This is a genomic window from Amphritea atlantica (genome assembly GCF_024347255.1).
Lineage (GTDB): Bacteria > Pseudomonadota > Gammaproteobacteria > Pseudomonadales > Balneatricaceae > Amphritea > Amphritea atlantica.
Window position 1 is genome coordinate 3,800,605 of sequence record NZ_AP025284.1, and the last position, 22,043, is coordinate 3,822,647.

17 protein-coding genes and 1 riboswitch are annotated in these 22,043 nt (G+C 53.8%); of the genes, 5 read left to right on the plus strand and 12 right to left on the minus strand.

Annotated features, from left to right (window positions below; translation table 11 throughout):
• Positions 1–155: 155 nt before the first annotated feature.
• Positions 156–905 (minus strand): TIGR01458 family HAD-type hydrolase, encoded by a 750-nt coding sequence (locus tag OCU43_RS17575; protein WP_091357371.1) that lies wholly within the window; start codon positions 903–905, stop codon positions 156–158.
• Positions 906–971: 66 nt separating this feature from the next.
• Entirely contained in the window at positions 972–1,670 is a 699-nt protein-coding gene (locus OCU43_RS17580) for a FadR/GntR family transcriptional regulator (RefSeq protein WP_091357373.1), read from the minus strand.
• 185 nt (positions 1,671–1,855) lie between these two features.
• Between OCU43_RS17580 and OCU43_RS17585 the strand changes: the two genes are divergently transcribed.
• The 5 genes from OCU43_RS17585 (at position 1,856) to OCU43_RS17605 (ending at position 9,186) form a co-directional block, all read left to right on the plus strand.
• On the plus strand, positions 1,856–2,659 hold the full coding sequence (locus OCU43_RS17585) for a (Fe-S)-binding protein (RefSeq protein WP_091357375.1): 804 nt from the start codon (positions 1,856–1,858) through the stop codon (positions 2,657–2,659).
• Positions 2,660–2,670: 11 nt separating this feature from the next.
• Positions 2,671–4,089 carry a LutB/LldF family L-lactate oxidation iron-sulfur protein gene (locus tag OCU43_RS17590; protein WP_091357377.1) on the plus strand — a complete coding sequence of 473 codons (1,419 nt, stop codon included), beginning with the start codon at positions 2,671–2,673 and terminating at the stop codon, positions 4,087–4,089.
• Positions 4,089–4,760, plus strand: coding sequence for a LutC/YkgG family protein (locus OCU43_RS17595; RefSeq protein WP_091357379.1), 672 nt, complete (start codon positions 4,089–4,091; stop codon positions 4,758–4,760). The genes OCU43_RS17590 and OCU43_RS17595 overlap by 1 nt, the downstream gene beginning before the upstream one ends.
• Before the next feature lie 209 nt (positions 4,761–4,969).
• Positions 4,970–5,980: a cytochrome-c peroxidase gene (locus OCU43_RS17600; RefSeq protein ID WP_245756549.1), complete on the plus strand. Its 1,011-nt coding sequence runs from the start codon at positions 4,970–4,972 to the stop codon at positions 5,978–5,980.
• A complete protein-coding gene (locus OCU43_RS17605) occupies positions 5,977–9,186 on the plus strand; it encodes an EAL domain-containing protein (RefSeq protein ID WP_091357381.1) in 3,210 nt (1,069 codons plus the stop codon). Before OCU43_RS17600 ends, OCU43_RS17605 begins: the two co-directional genes overlap by 4 nt.
• Before the next feature lie 94 nt (positions 9,187–9,280).
• Here the strand turns inward: OCU43_RS17605 and OCU43_RS17610 are convergent, their stop codons facing one another.
• The 10 genes from OCU43_RS17610 to ribB all read right to left on the minus strand — a co-directional run bounded on the left by OCU43_RS17610 (position 9,281) and on the right by ribB (position 21,620).
• Positions 9,281–9,478, minus strand: coding sequence for a putative motility protein (locus OCU43_RS17610; protein ID WP_091357382.1), 198 nt, complete (start codon positions 9,476–9,478; stop codon positions 9,281–9,283).
• An 81-nt stretch (positions 9,479–9,559) separates the two neighbouring features.
• The gene (locus OCU43_RS17615) at positions 9,560–10,459 is read right to left on the minus strand and encodes a LysR family transcriptional regulator (RefSeq protein WP_091357385.1); all 900 of its coding nucleotides are present in this window, start codon (positions 10,457–10,459) and stop codon (positions 9,560–9,562) included.
• A gap of 1 nt (position 10,460) precedes the next feature.
• Positions 10,461–12,191 carry a dipeptide ABC transporter ATP-binding protein gene (locus OCU43_RS17620; protein WP_091357388.1) on the minus strand — a complete coding sequence of 577 codons (1,731 nt, stop codon included), beginning with the start codon at positions 12,189–12,191 and terminating at the stop codon, positions 10,461–10,463.
• Complete coding sequence (locus OCU43_RS17625; protein ID WP_091357391.1) at positions 12,191–13,435, minus strand: ABC transporter permease; 1,245 nt, start codon at positions 13,433–13,435, stop codon at positions 12,191–12,193. Before OCU43_RS17625 ends, OCU43_RS17620 begins: the two co-directional genes overlap by 1 nt.
• Entirely contained in the window at positions 13,435–14,616 is a 1,182-nt protein-coding gene (locus OCU43_RS17630) for an ABC transporter permease (RefSeq protein WP_091357394.1), read from the minus strand. The genes OCU43_RS17625 and OCU43_RS17630 overlap by 1 nt, the downstream gene beginning before the upstream one ends.
• 182 nt (positions 14,617–14,798) lie before the next feature.
• Positions 14,799–16,856 carry an ABC transporter substrate-binding protein gene (locus OCU43_RS17635; RefSeq protein ID WP_091357396.1) on the minus strand — a complete coding sequence of 686 codons (2,058 nt, stop codon included), beginning with the start codon at positions 16,854–16,856 and terminating at the stop codon, positions 14,799–14,801.
• Positions 16,849–17,568: an HAD family hydrolase gene (locus tag OCU43_RS17640; RefSeq protein WP_091357398.1), complete on the minus strand. Its 720-nt coding sequence runs from the start codon at positions 17,566–17,568 to the stop codon at positions 16,849–16,851. Before OCU43_RS17640 ends, OCU43_RS17635 begins: the two co-directional genes overlap by 8 nt.
• Entirely contained in the window at positions 17,565–18,413 is an 849-nt protein-coding gene (locus OCU43_RS17645; RefSeq protein WP_091357400.1) for an alkaline phosphatase family protein, read from the minus strand. The genes OCU43_RS17640 and OCU43_RS17645 overlap by 4 nt, the downstream gene beginning before the upstream one ends.
• A gap of 298 nt (positions 18,414–18,711) precedes the next feature.
• The gene (locus tag OCU43_RS17650; protein WP_091357402.1) at positions 18,712–20,571 is read right to left on the minus strand and encodes a PHA/PHB synthase family protein; all 1,860 of its coding nucleotides are present in this window, start codon (positions 20,569–20,571) and stop codon (positions 18,712–18,714) included.
• A 392-nt stretch (positions 20,572–20,963) separates the two neighbouring features.
• Positions 20,964–21,620, minus strand: coding sequence for a 3,4-dihydroxy-2-butanone-4-phosphate synthase (ribB, locus tag OCU43_RS17655; protein ID WP_091357404.1), 657 nt, complete (start codon positions 21,618–21,620; stop codon positions 20,964–20,966).
• Between the two features lie 111 nt (positions 21,621–21,731).
• A riboswitch (FMN riboswitch) is annotated at positions 21,732–21,891 on the minus strand.
• Positions 21,892–22,043 lie beyond the last annotated feature (152 nt).

A 22,043-nucleotide genomic window follows, 5' to 3' on the forward strand; every position in this document is an offset into this window, starting at 1 on the left:
GTCTATTCCTATCTGTTCAGTGCTGACCAGTACCACAGGCCACACTTGAAAATTTGACGCTGTTACAAACCAGGTAACAACATTAAGGCGCGATATTTTAGCGGATGTGAGGTTATAAAGCTATTTCAATCAGGTGAATTTACCGTATTAAACGATCAGTCGAACAGATGCGCCAGGCTATCAATTACCCGCCCCCCGGACGTTAACTTCTGCTCATCCTCAGGGCAGTATTTTCCGGTGCGTACCAGCACCGCCGGTATCCCTGCATCCAGTGCGCCCAGAACATCGGCATCGATATCATCACCCACCATCAGGCACTCATGCGCCTGATAGCCGGTCGACGCAACAGCCCGATGAAAAAACGCCCGGCCCGGCTTGCCCATCACCTGCGCTTCAGTGCGCGCGGCCCACTCCAGCGCTTTGACAAAAGGCCCGGCATCCAGCTGCAAACCCTCGTCTGACATGTAGTAACGATTCATGCCGATAGCGATCAGTGGAGCACCCGCCTGACACAGCCGGAAAGCCTGATTCAGCGATGCATAACTGAGACCATCAACGGCATCCCCCAGCAATACAGCGTCGGCCTGTTCTGGTGGATAACACTCGAATTTAGCAGCGATAGCATCGGGCAGAATACAATAGGGGCGCAGACCGCGCTCATCGATAAGCTCACAGGCAGCCCTGGGGGCAGTAAACAACTCCTGCGGCTCAATATTGACGCCCATACTGCGCAATTCCTGCATAATCTGCGCCGAAGACTTACTCGCGGTATTGGTGAGAAAGCGAACTGTCAGGCCCTTTTGACGGGCTTTTTCAATAACTTCAACCGCCCCCTCAACAGGCTGACTTCCCTGATAGATAACACCACTGATATCCAGCAGCAGAGCTTGTATTCCAGTTAACACTCAGGCATCTCCTGACGCACGCTGGGATAGCCCCACTTTTTCATAAATGATCGCCCAACAAACCGCTCATTCATTTTCCAAATGCCTGCGGGTATAGAGAATATGTTCGGTGGCCGCCGTGCGTGCTGCATCGGCATTGCGCGCCATGATCGCCTGATGGATCGCACTGTGCTGAGAACGGATACCATCCGGATAGCGGCCATATTTTTTCAGGGTGCGGGTCAGCACCCCGTAGATCGCGTTAAAAAAGCGGGTATAAAACAGCTGACTAAAACTGATGATCAGCAGATGATGGGATGACTCGGCAATCATCATATGAAACCGCAGATCCTCCTTGGCCTTTGCCAGGGTTGTTTCCCGCTGTCCCCGCTGCTGCATCTTCTGATATTCAGCATCCAGCGCCTTAAGCTGATCATCGCTGGCACGGGTGGCCGCATAGAAAGCAGCCTCGCCCTCCAGTATCGCCCGGACATCCAGCACCTGACGCTGAAATTCAGGGTTATCGCCGAGCGCTTTGCCCTCCCCGACAGGCATCTCAAAGTAGGGTTCCAGCAGATTTTTCACCCGGGTTTTCCCTCCCTGGTTCACCTCAATATAGCCCTCGGCTTCCAGCTGTCCTACCGCTTCGCGCACCGTCGAACGGGAGATCCCCCGGGATTCAGACATGCGTCGCTGCGACTCAAGTTCGCCCCCCGGCAACAGCTCACCGTTATACAGGCTCTCTTTAAGTTGCAACAACAGGGTTTCGCTCAGATTGTGATTCATCGGATGATAATTCTGCGGTTTTACCGCCCTCTGGTCAGACCAGTTATCAGTGTAGCATTTCTTTCCCGGCCGTCATTAACTATCTTGCATAGCATCAATTCAAAAGAAAGACGCCAACCAGCGGGAGCAGAGTCAGTTTTCTGGCCCGTCTCTCTGGGTCGAAAACAATAACTACGGTAACGCACATGCCAAATATATCCTCCGGGCCACGAGTCGGCCTGTTTGTCACCTGTCTGGCCGATATGTTCCGCCCCTCTGTGGCCTTCTCAACAGTTAAACTACTGGAACAGGCAGGCTGCAAAGCGGAAGTGCCCGAACGCCAAACCTGCTGTGGACAGCCAGCGTTCAACTCCGGTGATCGCAAAACCACGGCAGATATCGCCCGTCAAACCATCGATGCCTTTGATGGTTATGAGTATGTCGTTGGGCCGTCCGGTTCCTGTATCGGCATGCTGCACTACTACCCGGAAGTGTTTGCCCCCTCTGACAGCTATTACCAGCGGGCCCTGGAGTTGAAAAACCGCAGCTTTGAGATCACCTCATTTCTGTTCGATGTGATCGGCATGGACAGCCTGCAGGAACAACTCCGTCAGCTGCAGTTTAATCATAAAGTCACCTACCACGATTCCTGCTCCGGCTTACGTCAGCTCGGCATCAAACAGCAGCCACGGCAACTACTGCAACAGGTTCAGGGAGTTGAGCTGGAAGAGATGGAGGAAGCGGAAACCTGCTGCGGTTTCGGCGGCACCTTCTGCGTCAAATATCCGGAAATATCCAACCGGATGGTCTCCAACAAATCTGAATTTATCAGCAATACCGGCGCCCATACGGTGCTGGGCGGAGACCTGGGTTGCCTGCTGAATATGGCCGGCAAACTGAAGCGGGAAGGGAAACAGGTCGAAGCCCGTCACATTGTCGAAGTATTGGCCGGTATGACCGACACCCCCGCCATTGGCGAAGCCGATTATGGCCTGGCACAACAGCTTTAAGGAGCGAGACGATGCAGATAAATACCCCGTTCTTTAAACAGCGCGCCCACGATGCACTGGCCGATGCCAACCTGCAAAAGGCGCTGGGTAACCTGAAAGCCGGTTTCCCGGAAAAGCGCGCCATTGCCGTCAGCCGGATGCCCGAGTTTGAACAGCTTCGGGATCAGGGGCGCGACCTGAAAAACCATATTCTTGAACACCTGGATCTCTATCTGGAGGAGTTCGAACGCAAAGTCATCGAAAATGGTGGCCATGTTCACTGGGCCCGCACCGCAGATGATGCCAACCGGATCATTCTCGATATCTGCCAACAGGTTGATGCAAAGACTGTCACCAAAGGCAAATCGATGGTGACAGAGGAGATCGGCCTGAACGACTTTCTCGAAGCCAACGGCGTGCAGCCGGTGGAAACCGATCTGGGGGAGTATATCCTGCAGCTGCGTCATGATCACCCCAGCCATATTATCGCCCCGGCGATCCACCTGAATCTGGAGGATGTGTCCGAGGCGTTCCACGCCAATCATCATCGACCGAAGTCAAGCGACCCGGCAGTACTGATGCAGGAAGCCCGTGAAGTATTGCGCGAGAAATTTGTTGCGGCAGATGTCGGTATTACCGGTGCCAACTTCTGTGTTGCGGAAACCGGCTCCACCATTATTGTCACCAACGAAGGCAATGGTGATCTGACCCAGACCCTGCCCAAAACCCATGTTGTCGTCACCTCCATTGAGAAAGTGGTACCCACCCTGGAGGATATGACCCTGTTCCTGCGGCTGCTGGCCCGCTCCGCCACCGGCCAGGAGTTTTCGGTGTACAACACCCTCTCCAGCGGCCCCCGCCGTGAAGGCGATCAGGATGGTCCGGAAAACTTCCATGTGGTACTGGTGGATAACGGCCGCAGTGAGATGGTCGGCAGTGAGTTTCAGGATATGCTGCGTTGCATCCGCTGTTCCGCCTGTATGAACCACTGCCCGGTCTATGGTGCAGTGGGCGGCCACAGTTATGGTTGGGTCTACCCCGGTCCGATGGGATCGGTGCTGACACCGCAGATGATCGGTATCGAAAAAGGCGGCATGCTGCCCAACGCCTCCACCTTCTGCGGCAAGTGCGAATCGGTCTGTCCGGTTAGAATACCGCTACCAAAACTGATGCGTCACTGGCGCGAAGATGAGTTTGAAAAACACCTGCAACCGAAAGCCGCCCGTTACGGTCTGGCCGGTTGGGCTTTTCTGGCCAAGCGTCCAGCCCTGTATAAACCCTACACCCGTATGGCCAGCTGGATGATGAAAGCCTGGGCGGGCAAGAACGGTCGGATCAGGACACTGCCTTTAGCGGGCGGCTGGACCGACTGGCGCGATATGCCTGCGCCACAGGGTAAAACCTTTATGCAAGCCTGGAAAGAGCAACAGAAAGCGGGAGGTCAGCAATAATGAGTCGTGCAGAGATTCTTGGCAACATCCGTCGCGGACTCAACCGCAGCGAAGCCGATACAGAGCGTCAGCAAGCAGTACAGAACAGGTTAGCTTGCAAACCGAGTAATCTGATTCCCCAACGGGCTCAGCTGCCTGCAGCAGAGCAGGTGGAACTGTTTAAAACGATGGCCAGCGAAGCGGTCTCTGAACTGATCGAACTGGATCGTTTTGATCAGGTTCCCAGTGCCTGTGCTGACTGGCTTTCCAGCCAGGGGATCCGGGAGCTGGTCAGCGCCAGCAATAGCGAGCTCCGCGAGCTGGACTGGAGCCCCCTTGCGCAGCAGCAGATTGAAAAAACAGAGCGGGTGGCACAGGCCGGTGATCTCGCCAGCCTGACACTTAGCTTTGCCGGTATTGCAGAGACCGGCACCCTGATGTTGCACTCGGGTGAGCAGAGCCCCACCACCCTGAACTTTCTGCCGGACAACCATCTGGTGGTACTGTACCGCTCTGCGATTGTTGGTGTCTACGAAGAGGCCTGGAAAACGCTGCGTGAGAAATTCGGTGACACCATGCCGCGCACAGTGAACATGATTACCGGCCCGTCCCGCAGCGCCGATATTGAACAGAAGCTGCAGATGGGTGCCCATGGTCCGAAAAAACTGGTAATTCTGCTGATCAACGATTAACGCCTCTGCAGACCTGCTCAGCCCTCCCCTCCTCAAACAGGGTGCTTCCGCACCCTGTTCTTGCTGCAATCTTCGCGATTCCTGCGCCAGAGCCCATAAAATTGACCGCTGACACCGATCTGAGTAGTCAGATTATGGTCAAAAGGCGCAGAATACGGTACTAATAGCCCTTATACTCATAACCCTACTCAGAATACAGGAATGTCTTTGTGCAGGCTTTTAAGCAGTACAGTCGGACACACAAGCCCTATCAGCATCTGATTCATTGCGCAGTATTGCTGCTTTTACTGCTGTGCCCACCGGCCAACGCGATGGACCTGACTTCAGAGCCCATCAGCCCGATCCAGGCGGACAGTCACTTAAACCCGGAAAAAGTCAGCCTCGGCCGAGTACTGTTTCATGATCCCCGGCTATCCTCCGATAGCAGTATCAGCTGTGCCAGTTGCCACAACCTGTCAAAGGGGGGAGCCGATACCTCTGCCGTATCACGGGGTGTCGGCGGTGCGCAGGGTTCAGCCAATACCCCGACGGTATATAACAGCGGTCTCAACTTTGTACAGTTCTGGAACGGTCGCGCAGCCGATCTGAATGAACAGGTGAATGGGCCAGTCCACAACCCGGTTGAAATGAACAGCAACTGGCCAAAAATAGTCAATCGTTTGAATCAGGATCCAGCCATCAGACAACGCTTTGAAAGCCTCTATCCGGATGGCATTAATGGAGCAAACATACGTAATGCCATCACCCAGTTTGAACGCTCTTTATCAACCCTGAATGCGCCATTCGACCGCTGGTTAAAGGGGGATGAATCCGCCCTGAGTGCCGAGCAGAAGCATGGTTACCGCCTGTTTAAATCCTATGGCTGCATCAGTTGCCATCAGGGCACCAATGTGGGCGGCAATATGTACGCCCCGTTTGGGGCGGTCAAGGATATCTCTGAGTATTTCAATACCCGGAGTACCCCACTCAGTGATACCGACCTGGGTCGATACACCGCCACCAATGATGCAGCGGACCGATACCTGTTTAAGGTGCCCAGCCTGCGGATGGCATCGGTTACCGCCCCCTACTTTCATGATGGTGCGGTGAAAGAGCTGAAAACAGCAATAGAGATCATGGGGCGCTTCCAGTTAGGCCGTGAAATTCCTGCAGAGCATATTTCGGCAATCAGCAGCTTTATCACCTCCCTGAAAGGTGAGCATCCGGAACTGCAGCAATGATCTGGTTTAAAGCCCGGCTCTATCTAACATCGATGGTGGCAATCATACTGCTGGCCTGCCTGTTCTATCTGCTGCATGACGATAAGTCTCAGTCTGGCCAGAGACGTTCTGAAATTCTGTTGCAACTTCAGGTGCTGGATAATGCCCTTGATCTGGAGGTCCTGCTGATCAGCTCAATGCAGCAGCAAAACTATGATGAGATCGTCAGGTTGACCCAACAGCTGAAACAACAGGAGACCGACCCGGAGACCGCCAGCCTGTTCCGGGAGCTGCCAGCGGAGCTGGCTGTCAAACTAAAGCAGTATCGCCACACCCTGGATCAACGAATAGAACTGACGGAACGGATCAAAACCCTGGCAGCAGTGGTCCGCAACGGCCTGAATTATATGCCGATGCTGCTCAACCGGATTGAAGAAAGCCATGATACCAGCCTACCCCAAGCCAAACAGATTGTTAACCTGCTGTATCAATACCATATTTTCCGCAGTGATCTGGATGCCCGGGAAATCAGAAAGCAGTTGAATGACCTCACGAACATCCGTTCGGAAGGCATTGCCGACCTGATCTTTCATATTCAGACAAATCTGACTGCGCAGACCCAACTGACTCAACTCCTGGCTGAATATAAGCAGATCCCGAATAGCACTGCATTCAACCAGCTCTACAGCAGTTATCTGAGTTATCGCAATAAGGTTACCCAGCAGACCGAGTATTTTAATTCGGTGCTGATCGGGCTGACCACCGCGCTGATACTGCTGCTGACCTTTCTCTATCTGCGGCTTATCCGTTCCCACCAGCAGACCGAGCAGGCCCGGCTACGTCTGAGAGATGGTGTTGATAATATCAAAGAAGCTTTCGCCCTGTTCGATGCCGAAAACCGGCTGATTCTGAGCAACCGTAACTTTTCCAGCTTTTATCCCTGGATCACCTCACTGCTGAAACCCGGCACCCATAAAGAGATTATTCAGAAAGCTATCGATGAAAAATGCCGCTATCAGCAAGAGAGCGCCACCAACCAGCGGGTTGTACAGCATATCGAGAACGGCAACTACTACCTGTGTAGTAACACCCCCACCAATGAGGGCGGTGAGGTGTGGGTCAGAGTCGATATCACCGAGACCCGGCTCAGGGAGCAGGAACTGAGAAAGCTGTCCCGGGCACTGGAGCAAAACCCCGCCGCCGTTGTCATTACCGATATCAACGGCCTGATCGAGTATATCAACCCCAAAGCGGAACAGGTGAGCGGATACTCACTGAAGGAGGTGCTCGGTAAGAGCCCGGCCATTTTCAGCTCCGGCGATATCTCACCGGTCAATTACCAGGATATGTGGCAGCAGATGCTGGCCGGAAAGGCTTGGCAGGGTACCTTTCTCAACCGGCGTAAGAATGGCAAATTGTATTGGGAAGCGGCAACCATCTCCGCAGTCAGAGATCCCAACGGTGAGATTACCCACTTCGTCGCCGTAAAAGAGGACATTACCGAACGCCGTTCTACCGAAGAGCAGCTGCGGATGAATGCCGCGGTGTTTGAAACCACCAACGAAGGGATAATTATCACCTCACCCGACGCCCGGATTATATCTGTCAACCCTGCGTTCACCGAGATCACCGGCTTTAGCGCTGAAGAGGTGATAGGCAAAACCCCACAAATATTTCAGTCTGGTAAACAGAGCGATTCCTTTTATCAGGAGATGTGGCAAACCCTGGAGAACGTCGGCAGTTGGTCCGGCGAGGTGTGGAATAAACGCCGTGATGGTTCAGTCTACCCCCAGTGGCTGTCGATCGCCGCTGTCAGAAACAGCGATGGCCAGTTGGAACAGTATGTTGCGGTTTTCTCGGATATGACGCAGCGTAAAGACGACGAAGAGAAGATTCGCCAGCAAGCCAACTTTGATGCGCTCACCTCTTTGCCCAACCGGATTATGTTGAAACGGGAACTGGCCAGGATACTGCAACTCTGCGATCAGACCGACAGTAGCTGTGCGCTGCTGTTTATCGATCTCGACCGTTTCAAAGCGGTTAACGATACCCTGGGCCACTCGGTCGGCGATGAGATGCTGCAACAGGTGAGTATCCGGCTGGCCTCGGTCATCCGTGATACTGATCTGCTGACCCGCTTCGGCGGTGATGAGTTTGTTATTGTGCTACAAAGTATCGCTGAAGCCGATGATGCGTCACAAACTGCGCAACGGGTTATAGAGGTGCTGAGTCCACCGTTTCAATTGGCAGGCAGAACACTCTATATCGGTGCCAGTGTGGGGATCTCCTGCTACCCCAGCGATGCCAACAACGGTGATTCGATGCTGCGCAACGCCGATATGGCGATGTACCTTGCAAAAGAGAAAGGCCGCAATCAATACCAGTTTTTCAACGCTGAGATGCGCGAGCATGTCAAAAACCGGACAGAGATGGAACAGGCCCTGCGGCTGGCACTTGAACGAAACGAGTTTGAACTCTATTACCAGCCGGTCTGCAATCTGGAGACTCACAAAGTGGTGTCTGTTGAAGCACTGATTCGCTGGCACCGTCCCGGCAACGGACTGACCGGCCCGGGCGAGTTTATCCCGCTGGCAGAGGAAACCGGGCTTATTCAACCGATAGGGCTATGGGTGTTACAGCGCGGTTGCGAGCAACTGATGCAGTGGCAGGAACAGGGACTGGATAACCTTTGTCTGGCGGTTAACGTGTCCAGTAATCAGCGGCAACTGGGCTTCGATGCCCGGATGGCTGAAAAGATTATTAAGCGTACAGGAGCCGACCCAGAAAAACTCGTTTTTGAGATAACCGAGAGCATGTTTCTGGACAGCTCTGATGCCGCTGTAACCTGGCTAAAGGAGTTTAAAGCACTGGGGGCAAAACTGGCGATAGATGATTTCGGTACCGGATATTCTTCACTCAGCTATCTGAAGCAGTTCCCTGTCGATAAACTAAAAATTGACCGCGCCTTTGTCCGTGACCTGCCAGACAATAAAGAGGATGCCTCTCTGGTCAGCGCGATTATTGCGATGTCCCAGAGCCTTGATCTGGAGTTGATTGCGGAAGGGGTTGAGACGCTGGAGCAACTGCACTACCTGCATCAGTTAAACTGTACGAATATTCAGGGCTTTCTGCTGAGTAAACCGGTGACCGCAGAGCGTTTGCCTGAAGTGATCCGACAGATTGAATCGAACGTCATGTCTCTTAAGCCAGCGGATTACGAAATCTGATTTAAGCGATAAAAAAACCGCCAGACGGCGGTTTTGTTCCGGTCGGGGCTGTAAATTAATTTACGACGGCCCCATCTTTGTTGGCACCACGCTATCATGCCATGATGTCGATATTCTGCCCCAGTGGAGACGAGGGATCGACGGCAGCCGAAGCTGCGCTTTCCAGCAGTTGCAGAGCCATTGCCCCCTGCAGTTCAAGATTATCTTTTGCTTTACCTGCAACAGCCAGTGCAACCTCATTCTGTAACGAGGCTTGCTGATATGCAGAAGCGGAAGCTGCGGTAATTTCCATCGTAATACTCCTTCGCGATATAAAGTATATCGGCAGCACAACGGGAACTTGAGCGACAAATCAAACAAAAAGTGGCTTTTTTTATAACTCGCTTACCTCTGACAGCGCACCGCAACGCTGCTCCAGCGCCAGCTGAATAAAGTCACGGATTCCGGGGAGACTGCGACGATTTTTCATCCACACCACATGCTCTACCACCTCCTCAGTGGCCTCTGCAATCGGTATGACTGTCAAACGCGGATCGGGGCGGATATCCTGCTGTAGCGCAAAGCCGATCCCCAGTCCATGACTCACCGCCTCAGACATATCCAGCCGTCCATCCACCACCACATTGCCCGACACCCTGAGCTGGTTACGCACAAACAGTTGTTCCAGCAATTGCTGGGTACAGGCTTCCGGTTTATAGACGATCAACGGTTCACCGACCAGTTGACTGACCGACAACACTTTATGCTCAGCCAGAGGATGATCCGGCCGCATCACCGCCACCAGACGGTGAGAGGAAAACGCCAGGCGGGACAGTTCACTACTCTCATCCAGCAACGGAAACAGACCGATATCCACCTCCCGGTTGAGTACCAGCGCCCGGCACTCCGACGTAGTCACCGATTTTATTTTCAGGGTGGTCTGTGGGAATCGCCGGCTGAACTCAGCGATCAGCGGCATAAAGATGATCGAAGAGGCGTTAGCCACCTGCAGGGTCATCTTCCCGGGCGACAGTCTGGGATTGGACAGCACCTCTATCGCCGCTTCCAGATCGTGATACTGACGGGTAATCTGATACAGCTGTTTACCCAGATCCGTAGCCCGCACCCCTTTACTCAGCCGTTCCAGCAACGGGGCGCTGAAACGGGATTCCAGCTTGCGAATCTGAGCGGTAATGGCGGGCTGACTCACCTCCAGCAGATCCGCCGCCCGGGTAAAATTGCCCGCCTTTAACGTTGCGTTAAAGGCGCGGATCTCAGCCATTGAGTAATCCATATCAAACCCGCTCCAATTGAGAATAATTTAAGCCTGAGTCGGCAAACTGCTCAGCAACCTGCAACAAGCTCGGGGAGCGTGTCGACCTCGCCTCCGATGAGTTCAGCAGCGGGATCGAGGCGATCAGTTTCTGGGTGTAGTCCTGTTGCGGATCGAGGAAGATCTGCCGCACCGTGCCCTGCTCCACCAGTTGGCCATAGCGCATTACACACACCCAGTCACACAGGTTCGCAATCACACTCAGGTCATGGGAGATAAACAGGATGGTCAGCCCCAGCTCATCTTTCAGCTGTTTCAACAGGTTCAGAATTTCCGCCTGAATCGACACATCCAGCGCGGCGACCGATTCATCCGCAACGATAAACCGGGGTTTGCATACCAGTGCCCGGGCGATACTGATGCGCTGTCGCTGACCACCCGAAAAAGCATGGGGGAAACGGCGCAGATGCTCCACCTCAATATGGCAGAGTTTCGCCACCTCAATCACCCGCTGATCGGTCTCCGCGCGATTTTTCGTCAGTTTCATTGCCTCCAGAGGTTCAGCAATAATATCGCGCACCGTCATGCGTGGATTAAGCGAACTGTAAGGGTCCTGAAACACCAGTTGCGCGGTGCGCGCCAGCCGCTTGCGTTTAACCGGCTTGCCCGCACCAAACTTCACTTTCTTTTTGGTGTGATGGTATTCAACATGGCCACTGCTGATCGGTGCAGCCCCCAGCATCGCCTTACCCAGCGAGGTTTTCCCGGAACCACTCTCGCCCACTAAACCGATAATCTGTCCTTCCGGCAGGTCCAGACTGATATTCTCCACGGCGGTAAACAGCTCCGTTTTGCGCCCCTTACCCGTCACCGGATAACGGATCGACAGATCTTTCACCGACAGCAATGGCTGGGGTGTATGTTTCGGGGCCTCCGGCAGATTCTCCAGATGCGGCAAGGCATCCAGCAAACGTTTGGTATAGCTATGTTCCGGCCTGAACAGCACCTGTTCGGCCGTGCCAGCCTCAACCACGTTACCCCGCTGCATCACAGTGACATTGTCCGCTATTTTGGATACCACACCGAGATCGTGGGTGATAAACAGCATCGCCATCCCCAGCTGTTCCCGCAGCTCCATCATCAACTCCAGCACCTGCGCCTGAATGGTGACATCCAGTGCGGTGGTGGGCTCATCGGCAATCAGCAGTTTCGGCTGAGTCGATAGCGCCATGGCGATCATCGCCCGCTGACGCATCCCACCAGAGAGTTCAAACACATACTGATCAAAGCGTTTTGCCGGATCGACAATGCCGACCCGGTCGAACAGTTCGATACCGGCGCGACGGGCCTGATCTTTGTCATAGCCCAGATGGATCTGCATGGTCTGAATAATCTGATCGCTGATCCGGATCGCCGGGGCAAAACTGGCCATCGGTTCCTGAAAGATCATCGATACCGCATCGCCGCGCACCAATCGCAGATCACGGCCCCGCAGTTTAAGAATATTCACACCCTGCCCCTGGTGATGGAGGGTAATCTGGCTGGGATGCTGAATCACCGCATTACCCGGTGCCAGACGCATGATGCTTTTAGCCGTGATCGATTTACCGGAGCCACTCTCCCCCACCAGACCCATCACTTCACCGGGACGGATGCTCAGGTTGAGGTTATCCACCGCCCTTACCCGCCCCTCATCGGTCTCAAAGTCGATAGTCAGATCACGAATCTCAAGTAAGTTTCTGCTTCCAGTCATCACTTCTTCTCCGAATAGGGGTCAGCGGCATCACGCAGGGCATCACCGACAAACACAAATGCCATAATCAGGAATACAAACACCAGCACCGGGAAGAACTGCCAGACCATATTTTGCTGGATATCCGGGTCCTGCGCTTTTTGCAGCAGCACCCCCAGGCTGTTGACCGGCTCGGTCAGCCCCAGCCCGAGAAAGCTGAGGCTGGTTTCCGCCAGAATCACATAGGGGAAATTGATCAGGGTGTCGACGATGATATAGCTGGTAAAGCTGGGAATCAGGTGACGCCAGATAATCCGCCATGTGCTGGAACCGCACAGCTGTGCCGCCAGCACATAATCCTGATTACGCTCGGTTAGAATATGGGTACGCAGCCGCCGCCCCAGAGTGGCAAAATCCAGTCCACCAATCACTACCGCAATGGCAAAGTAACGCTGCACCGGGGTCAGATCGAGCTGCGCCAGCGCCACGGCACAAGCGAGATAGATCGGTATCGGTGGAACCACCCGGACCGCTTCGGTAATGCTCATCATAATGGTATCGACCCGGCCACCAAAATAACCGCTGACACCACCGACAAACAGCGATGCAAACAGCTTCACCACCAGCGCCACAATGGCAATACTGATAGTCACCCAGATCGCATGCAGGGTGCGACTGAAGACATCTTTACCATCCTCATCGGTGCCCATCAGGTGGATCTGTCCCTGCTCAACGCCGAACAGATGGCGGTCCCAGCGCAGGTCCAGATTCAGGCCACCAACACTCAGGTCGATCAGACTGTACTCCCAGCCTTTAACAAAGAACTGAATATAGCGACGCTGCTGTTTATCCACCTCAAACTTGTTCTGGCTGGAGGAGTTCAGTGCACCGCTGGAGGTAAACGCATCCAGTGCATCAAGGCCGCCACCGGCCAGCGCTTTCAGATCTATTTTGCTTTTCGCCTTGGTATAGGTGTAGGTAAACGGTCGCAGGGAGAAACCGTTATCATCCCAGAAGTAGATCGGCTGTGGTACACCGCGCCGATACTCGGCATCGGCACCGCGAATGGTAGGATCAACCGGCGAGAAAAACCCGGCAAAAAAGCCCATCAGCACCAGCGTAGCGAGAATCCAGGCAGCCACCACCCCGGAGGTTTTGCGTTTAAAGCGCGCCTTAATCAGGGCAAGCTGTCCGGCGGTATAATAGGATTCATCGTTATTTTGCTTTGGTTTACGCCCGAAGCGGGCCAACAGTGCATTCATCATCAGTTCCCCAACACACTCTTACGCACCCGCGGGTCGATTGCCGCCAGCACCACATCAGTTAAAAAGTTCATACTGATCACCACCAGCGCCACCAGAAACAGAATACCGGCCGCCAGCTCCTGATCATTCGTCATGGAGAGTGCTTCGATCAGCAACGCAGCGGAATCGGTCAGGCCGATCACCACCGCCACAATCGGCAGATCGTTAAACACCCGCTGAAAGTCAAAGCCGATGGAGTTAAACAGTGGACTGATAGAGTGACGCACCGGATAACCGGCCCAGAGAGCAACCCCGTCCACCCCCCGGGCGCGGGCGGCATCGACATAGAGCTTATTGGACTCATCCACCACCAGCGCACGCACCGTTTGCAGCTGCAACGCAGTGGCCGACCAGCCGATAACGAAGATAGGCAACCAGATATGGCCAAGAAAATCATACAGTTTACCGGTCTCAAAACCGTTAACACCAAACCAGGGTACGCCGGCCCACTGGTCGGAAAACAGCCCGGTGGGCATCGGCTCACCGGCAAACACGTACAGCAGAATAATAGTCAGTGCTAACAGGAAGTTGGGCAGTGCCAGGCCCAGATAGCTGATAATACGCAATAGCAGATCCACCACTTTTTGCAGGCTGAGAATCGCCGTGCCGAGCAGCTGTTCGGCTTTGCTATGTTGCGGATTCTTATCCGTCCAGGATTTATTAATGGTGAAAGCCGACAGAATGCCAAACGGCACCGCGATCAGATAGGCAAACACCAGCCCGGCGATACAGAACATAAAGCTCATCCAGAAACGGTTGCCCAGCGCCAGATTCACCGACTGCCGCTTGGCACAGCTGAACCCCAGGTCGCCCCGCAGGGTCAGGTTCGTGACCCAGCGGCCCCAGCGTTCTGGCAGCGATTTATCCAGCCCCATGCGCACCCGTTCCGCCTGAATATCCGCCTGGGTGATGGTCTCCCCCTGGGTGTTTTTATAGGCGATATACTTCTCGGCACAGTCTCCCGGCAACACCTCCATCAGCGAAAACACAATACCACTGACCAGCAGCAGGGTTGCCAGTGCCATCAGGTATCGGTTAAACACATAGTGAAAATACTGGCTGTCACGACCGCTCCACCAGAGCAGCCCACCGACGCTGAGAAGAATCCACAGCAACCAGGTATCCGATAAGAATTGCATCATTTCAATAAGACTCCTTGCTGAGCTTACTAACCCTATTTCCAGGTCTGATTATCTGAACCCGGGTTTACAGACCTGAGAATTGGGTTAGTAAACGACTACCCAAAAAAACGATCATCATTAATCGCTGCTATAACGGCTAAAAGGGAGAGGCCCCGCCCCTCCCTTTTCTGATTCACTCAGGTTTATTGCTGAGCGACACCTTCATCGCTCAGGAACCACTGTGATGGCAGGTATGGATACATGCGATAGAACTCATACGAGGAGGTCTTCGGCACTTCAAAGTTTTTCAGTGTATTGCTGTAATAGACAGGAGAAACCGCTTTTACCGTACCGATGATAAACAGGTCATCAACCACCCGGTCGGCGATCTGGCGGCCCACTTTGTTGGACTCTTCGGTACCCGCTTTCAGGGTCACGAAGCGATCCGTCAGTGCCTTCATCTGCGCAACAGTCGCAGGTGGTGCCACACCTTCAGCACCGTTTGTGTCCAGATACTGAGACCACAGCATACCGGTACGCAGATCGAAGAAACTGCCATACGGTGGCACCAGGGTTTCGGTATTACTGGCGATATTCGCCAGCGGACGGCCCATCACCCAGCTCAGTACACTCAGGTCGTTAGCGGTTTGAGAGTTACGGTATTCATCTGAAGTCACTTCCTTGATGGTGGTTTTCACCCCCACATCGCTCCAGCTTTTCGCCACGATCTCAACTACTTCAGAGGGCGTCCCCTGAGTGGCATACTGGATGTTCAGTTCAAACTTCTTGCCGGATGGCAGATCACGCAGACCATCGCCGTCTTTATCCACAACACCGGCTTTGTCCAGCAGTTCAGCGGCCAGTTTAGGGTCATACTGAATCCAGCTGTTTTTCTGCTTGTCAGTGATAAACGGCGTGGTGTCAGCGTCAAACCCGGTGTACTGGGTGGGTGTGCCCAGACCGAAATAGGCGATCTCATTGATCTGATTACGGTCCATGGCAACCGACATCGCCCGACGGAAGTTAACGTCGTTAAACACCGCCCGCTTCTCGATATCTTTATCAGTCAGGTTGAAGGCAAAGGTGGTCTGAGCAATGGTCGGACGCAGTGCCACAGAATATTTGCCCTGCTCTTTGTTTTCCAGCAGCACTGGCGCCTGTGGCAGGTTAACCGCCTGGGCTTTATAGTCCACATCACCAGAGATCAGCTTAGCGGTCTGAATATCCTCATCACCGATATAGACTTCGTTGATCTCATTGATATAGGGCAGTTGATTACCCGCAGTATCCACCTGGAAGAAGTAGGGGTTAGCCACCAGGTGACGTTTTTCCAGGGTATCTTCAACCACCAGATGCGACTCAAGGGTCGGCATAATCGCGGTGTAGCCTGCTTTAACCAGGCGCTCAGTGGCGGCTTTATCTTTCAGCAGCGGCGTCGGGATATCTTTCCAGTCAGACTGACCGTAATAGAAGTTAACCAGCGCATAGCCATCGTCGAATCCCAGTGACTTCGCCAGTTTATCGGCATCCTTGTTAAACGCTGGGTGGAATTTTTCCAGCAGATGCTTGGGCAAAAATGGCTGGGCATAGTCCTGAGCGAAGTTATCCAGATAACCGGGCGCCGGCTCATTCATGGTGAACTGCACGGTGGTATCATCCAGGGCTTCAACCTTGACCGGCTTACCAGCGGAAAGGAAGCGATCCTTTGGCTTTTCAATCACATGGCTATCCATCAGGATATTGTTGTACCAGAAGGCGATATCTGCGGCGGTGAACGGCGCACCATCAGACCACTTATGGCCTTTACGCAGATTCACTTTCAGTACCGTAAAATCAGCATTCCACTCCCAGGACTTAGCGACCTCAGGTACAACCGTCGCCAGATCATCGCTGAAACGTACCAGGTTTACATGGCGTACAGAGAGCAGATCGGAGGTGCCGGATTCAGTCGCTTTGGAGATACCATCCAGTACACCGCCATACACACCGATGCTCTGGTAAGGGGCAATCACTAATGGCTCCTGCGGCAGGCGCTGGGCCAGGGGTAACAGTTTAGGGTTACCGGCTATGCGACTATTGAGTTGACTGATCGCAGGGTTTTCACTGAAACTCAGTGTGCAGCCCTGCTGGCTTTCAAATTCCGCTTTTTCAAACAGGTGAGGATAGGCACCACCCGCGTCGGGTCCGGTAACCGCCGGGCAGACAGCCAGTGCGTTACCCGCCATCAGTGCCATAGCACCTGCGATGAAAAGTTTAGACATGGTTTTGCTCCTGTCGTGATAAGGGTTGATCGTGGGTTGGGTTAGCGTGGTTGATCTTCGGCGCAGTCCATTGCAGCACTGGCCAGTTGCGCTGGCGGGCTATCGCCAGCAGCGCGGTGTCGGGGTTAGCCGCCACCGGGTGTTCGACCTGCTCAAGCAGCGGCAGATCGTTGATTGAATCACTGTAAAACAGCGCGCCGTCGAGGGATTCCTGTTGCTCCGCCAGCCAGTTATGCAGGCGGGTCACCTTACCTTCGCGAAAGGTCGGCACACCACGGACATCACCGGTATAAAAGTTATTCTCGGTCTGTAGCTGAATCGCCAGCAGATCACTGACCCCCAGCTGTGCTGCCACCGCCCTGACAATAAACTCGGAAGTGGCGGAGATAATCAGCGGCCGCAGCCCCTGCTGTTGATAATCCGCCAGCAATTGTTGTGCTTCGGGATAGATGCGAGGCGCGATATAGCGTTCAACAAAGCGCGGCATCAGCGCGTCAATCTGATCGACAGACAGATGCTTCACCGGCTCAATCAGAAAACGGATGTAGTCAGCCAACACCAGGGTCTGGGCGTGGTAGCGCTCCATCATCAGCGCATCCTGTTGCAGAAAGTCTGCCGCAGCGATCCCCTCATCCACGAGAAACTGGCAGAACAGAGTGCAGCTGTCACCGGCTAACAGGGTTTCATCCAGATCAAAGATCGCCAGGGTCATCGGTTCAGCCCTTGATTAAGCTCTTTGTTCAGCCCCTTGTTCAGCAGTGCAGTCGCGACCGGCTTCTGGTGGCCTTCAATCCCCAGCAATTCACACAGAGTGCCACACAGTTCCAACTGGCGCGGTGCGGCATCAGGGTCATGGGAGAAGCCATCACCGATCACATAGAGAGGCACATCCCGCTCTTCTGCCAGCGTACCGCCATGGCTTTTATCCCCATTCATACCGTGATCGGCGGTAATCAGAATCTGGTAACCCGCATCGATCCAGGTCAGCAGGTATTCAGAGAGATACGTATCGGAGTGGCGGGCGGTATTACGATAGTGAGCACTATCTAACCCGGCCCGGTGACCGGCATCGTCGATATTCATCGGATGCACTAAGAGAAAATCAGGGTCATGTTTACTACGCAGCCATTCGGCATCGAGGTAAAGATGGCTATCCGGGTAGCTGTCCTGATGATAAAAAATCCCATACTGAATCAGTTGCTCGGGATCATCGGTAAAACGGTCTCGCAGCGCATCGTAGGGGCTGCGGTTATACAGCTCACTCACCCAATGATAGGCCGCCGCCGCGGTGCTCAGTCCGGCACGGCGGGCCAGGCTGAAAATACTCTGCTGATTGGAATTACGGATAATATGGTTGTGGACAATACCGCTATCGGTGGGTGCGACACCGGTCAGAATAGCCTCATACAACGGCCGTGACATCGACGGCAGTTCAGACTGCAGTTTATACAGCGTTGCCCTGCCTTGCTCGACTAACCCCTGAGTAAACCCCATACACTGCTGCGAGGTCTCATAGGCAAGACCATCCAGCACCACCAGTATCACTTTGTTCGACATATCTTCAACCTGACCCGAATTTCACATCATGGGCCAGAAGCTTACGGAGGAATTGTGAACCCCAGAGGACAGACAAAAGATATTTTTATTACAACCCTATAGAAACGGTTGCAAGACAAAGTTTTAGTTATGCATTTAAGTAATGAGTCGCGTTGAAAAAGACCGTTGAGCGCCCTTACTGAAAGGCAGTCGTACGCAGAAAAAGCAAACTAAACCGATAGCAGATGCTATCTGGCAGCAGAAACAAGGTAGCGGCGTCTGAGTGACCCCATCAGCCGCTAAGGTAGAGCCTGAGCGATTACTGCATCAGGACATATTCACCCGGCGCATCATGCAGCACAGGATAACCCTTATCCGGTGCACCGGTTTGCGGCGGTTTGATCTCGCCTTCGGAGTGCTGTCTCAGCCAGGTCTGCCATTGCGGCCACCATGATCCCTCCTGGGAGGGAGTGCGTTCACTCCACTCTTGAGGCGAAACATACTGATCCGTGCTTTTCATGGTTTCGATCTGATAATGGCGGTGTGGATGCCCCGGTTCACTGACAATACCGGCATTATGGCCACCACTGGTCAGCAGGAAGGTGACATCGGTGTCGGTGAGCAGCTTGATTTTGTACACCGAGCGCCAGGGAGCCACATGGTCACGCTGCGTCCCCACGGCAAACACCGGCACCCGGATATCGGTGAGGGCAATGGGCCGTCCATCAACGATATAATGCCCTTCCGCCAGATCGTTGTTGAGAAACAGATCGCGCAGATATTCGCTGTGCATCTTATAAGGCATGCGGGTGGCATCGGCGTTCCAGGCCATCATATCATTCGGTGGCGTACGCTTACCGAGCAGATAGTTCTCGATCATCCGCGACCAGATCAGATCACGGGAACGCAGCAGCTGAAACGCGCCGACCATCTGATGGCGGTCGAGATAGCCCTTGTCCCACATACTGTCTTCCAGCCACGCAAGCTGATCTTCGTCGATAAACATCAGCAACTCGCCCGCTTCCTCAAAGTCGACCTGAGCGGCAAACAGGGTGATGCTTTTCAGCCGGTCATCGCCCTCCCGCGCCATTGCTGCGGCAGCGATGGACAGCAGTGTGCCGCCAAGACAGTAACCGACAGCATGAACCTTCTGTTGCGGCACGATGGCATTAATCGCCGCAAGCGAATCCATAATCCCCTGCTCACGGTAATCCCCGTTGCCCAGTTCACGGTCTTCAGCCCCGGGATTTCGCCAGGAGATCATAAATACCGTATGCCCCTGATCCACCAGATACTTCACCAGAGAGTTTTCCGGAGAAAGATCAAGGATGTAATATTTCATAATCCAGGCGGGGACAATCAGCACCGGCTCAGCGTACACATCCGCCGTTGCCGGGGCATACTGAATCAGCTCGATCAGATGATTCTGATACACTACCTTGCCCTGCGTCACCGCGATATTGCGACCAACCTCAAACGCTTCCATGCCAACAGCAGGCTTCTTCTCGACTGAACGCTGCCAGTCCTCGATAAAGTTACGGGCCCCCTGATAAAAATTAAGCCCCCCCTGCTCCTGCGTCGCTTGCTGAATGCGTGGATTGGTCAGAGGGAAATTGAGTGGTGACCACATATCCAGCAGCTGCCGGGCGATAAACGGACGGATGGCGGCGTGGTGCTGTGTCATCCCGCGAACATCAGTGGCTTCATCCCACCAGCGCTCGGCTTGCAGGAACGCCTGCTGGTAAAAATTATAAGGCCACTGCTGCCACGCCTCATCATCAAAGCGCTGGTCCTGAGGCAATGGCTCAACACCGCTCTCCGATGGGTTCTCTGCCAGCTCCGGCCCCAGAGCCTGACATACGGCAAAACGGGCAAGAAACTTCATCTTCTCGGCCGCACTTTGAGCCAGCAAAGCCTGTTTACCGGGAGAGAGGGCCAGATGGCTGATCCAATCCATATAGGTTAAACCCAGAGCGACCGGCGATACCCCGTACACCTTCCCCAGCACCGCATGCATGATGCGGTCGATCTCCGGCACATCATCGGTCGTCTCAGAAAACGATGGCAACTTATGATGTGGACCGATAAAAGAGGGTTCTGCCTGCTGCGCTTGCGATGACGCAGCGACTGCTTCGTTGTCTGGTTTCAGATCTGGCGTTGTTTTTAATGTCAATGACATGTTGAACTCCTGTTCTTCTGGCCGTCCAGCATCTGAACAGCCCCTATCCTCAAGGCATTACGGACGGCGGGTATCAGCATGTTGGCAGCCCACGGGGAGCCTCAGCTAATCTGTATGACTACTGACAACCGGCTTCCGTTCCATCCTGCGCCGCAACCACTGTTCACTGATAAACATAGTCGTCTTACAGCTGCGCTGTCTATGACTCAAATCCAGATTTTCCCGAATCGATGATAACCCGGATACAGAGGGTAAAAAACCGCAAACAAGGGAACTGTCAAAGGCAGTAAGATAACCCTATCCGGGCTGGAATACCCTTTGAAAGTGGTGCGTCATGCCGGAGAGGTGGGCAGGAAACAGGCAGAGGAGACCCTCTGCCATTCAGGTGCCTGTCAGGCCTGCTTTTGTTGGTATTGCTGGTGATACTGGACAATATCTTCGATGGTCAATACCGGCATCTGATGAAGGTGGGCAAAAGCAACGATCTCAGGGGTTTTGGCCATGCTACCATCGGGGTTGGTCAGTTCGCAGAGAACCCCCGCCGGTGCTAACCCTGCCATCTGCATCAGGTCTACCGTGCCTTCAGTATGACCGCGGCGGGTTAAAACGCCCCCCGGACGCGCACGCAGGGGAAAGATATGCCCTGGACGGGCAAGATCGCTGGGTTTGGCGTCGGCACAAATAGCGGTTTGGATGGTGGTCACCCGGTCCTGAGCCGAGACGCCGGTGGTGACCCCTTGCCGCGCTTCAATTGACACCGTAAAAGCAGTCTGATTCTGACTATTGTTGACAGTCACCATCGGAGGCAACTCCAGTTGATCGGCCTGAGCATCCGTCAGGCACAGGCAGACAATTCCACTGCCTTCACGGATCATCAGCGCCATCTGCGAGGAGGTAAGACTTTCTGCGGCATAAATGATATCCCCTTCATTCTCGCGGTCTTCATCGTCTAAAAGCAGTACGCCCTGACCATGTCGAAGGGCTTCAAGGGCGCGTTCAACACGCAGAACAGGGTTACCGAATTCGGTAAGTAAAGAAAACTGATTCATGGTTTAGCTCCTAAAATTTAACCAGAATCAGGGCTGTTTTTGAGGGATTAAAAGCAACACCAAACAAAAATGGGCAGACGTAATTACGCCCACCCGGTATCTGATGTGTTTATTCATTCTCTCTCATCCGGACTATCACCGTCGGCTCTGGCATTGGACCAGATCTGCTGACCTCGACGAATCGAGCGCTCGTGGGCTTACCTGGTGACTGTCTGTACGCAGCACCCTGTCTACCACCGGTGGGGAATTGCACCCCGCCCTGAGAATTTTAATCACAAAGTTATAATCATCGGCAACGATTGCCGACTAAGCACCACTACTCAGTAAGTTACCAAGTCAGCGACGCTGATGATCATGTTAATTCCATATAATGCAGAGGTGAAGCAGAATCTGACGACAAACATTCACGCGTGACTTGATTTG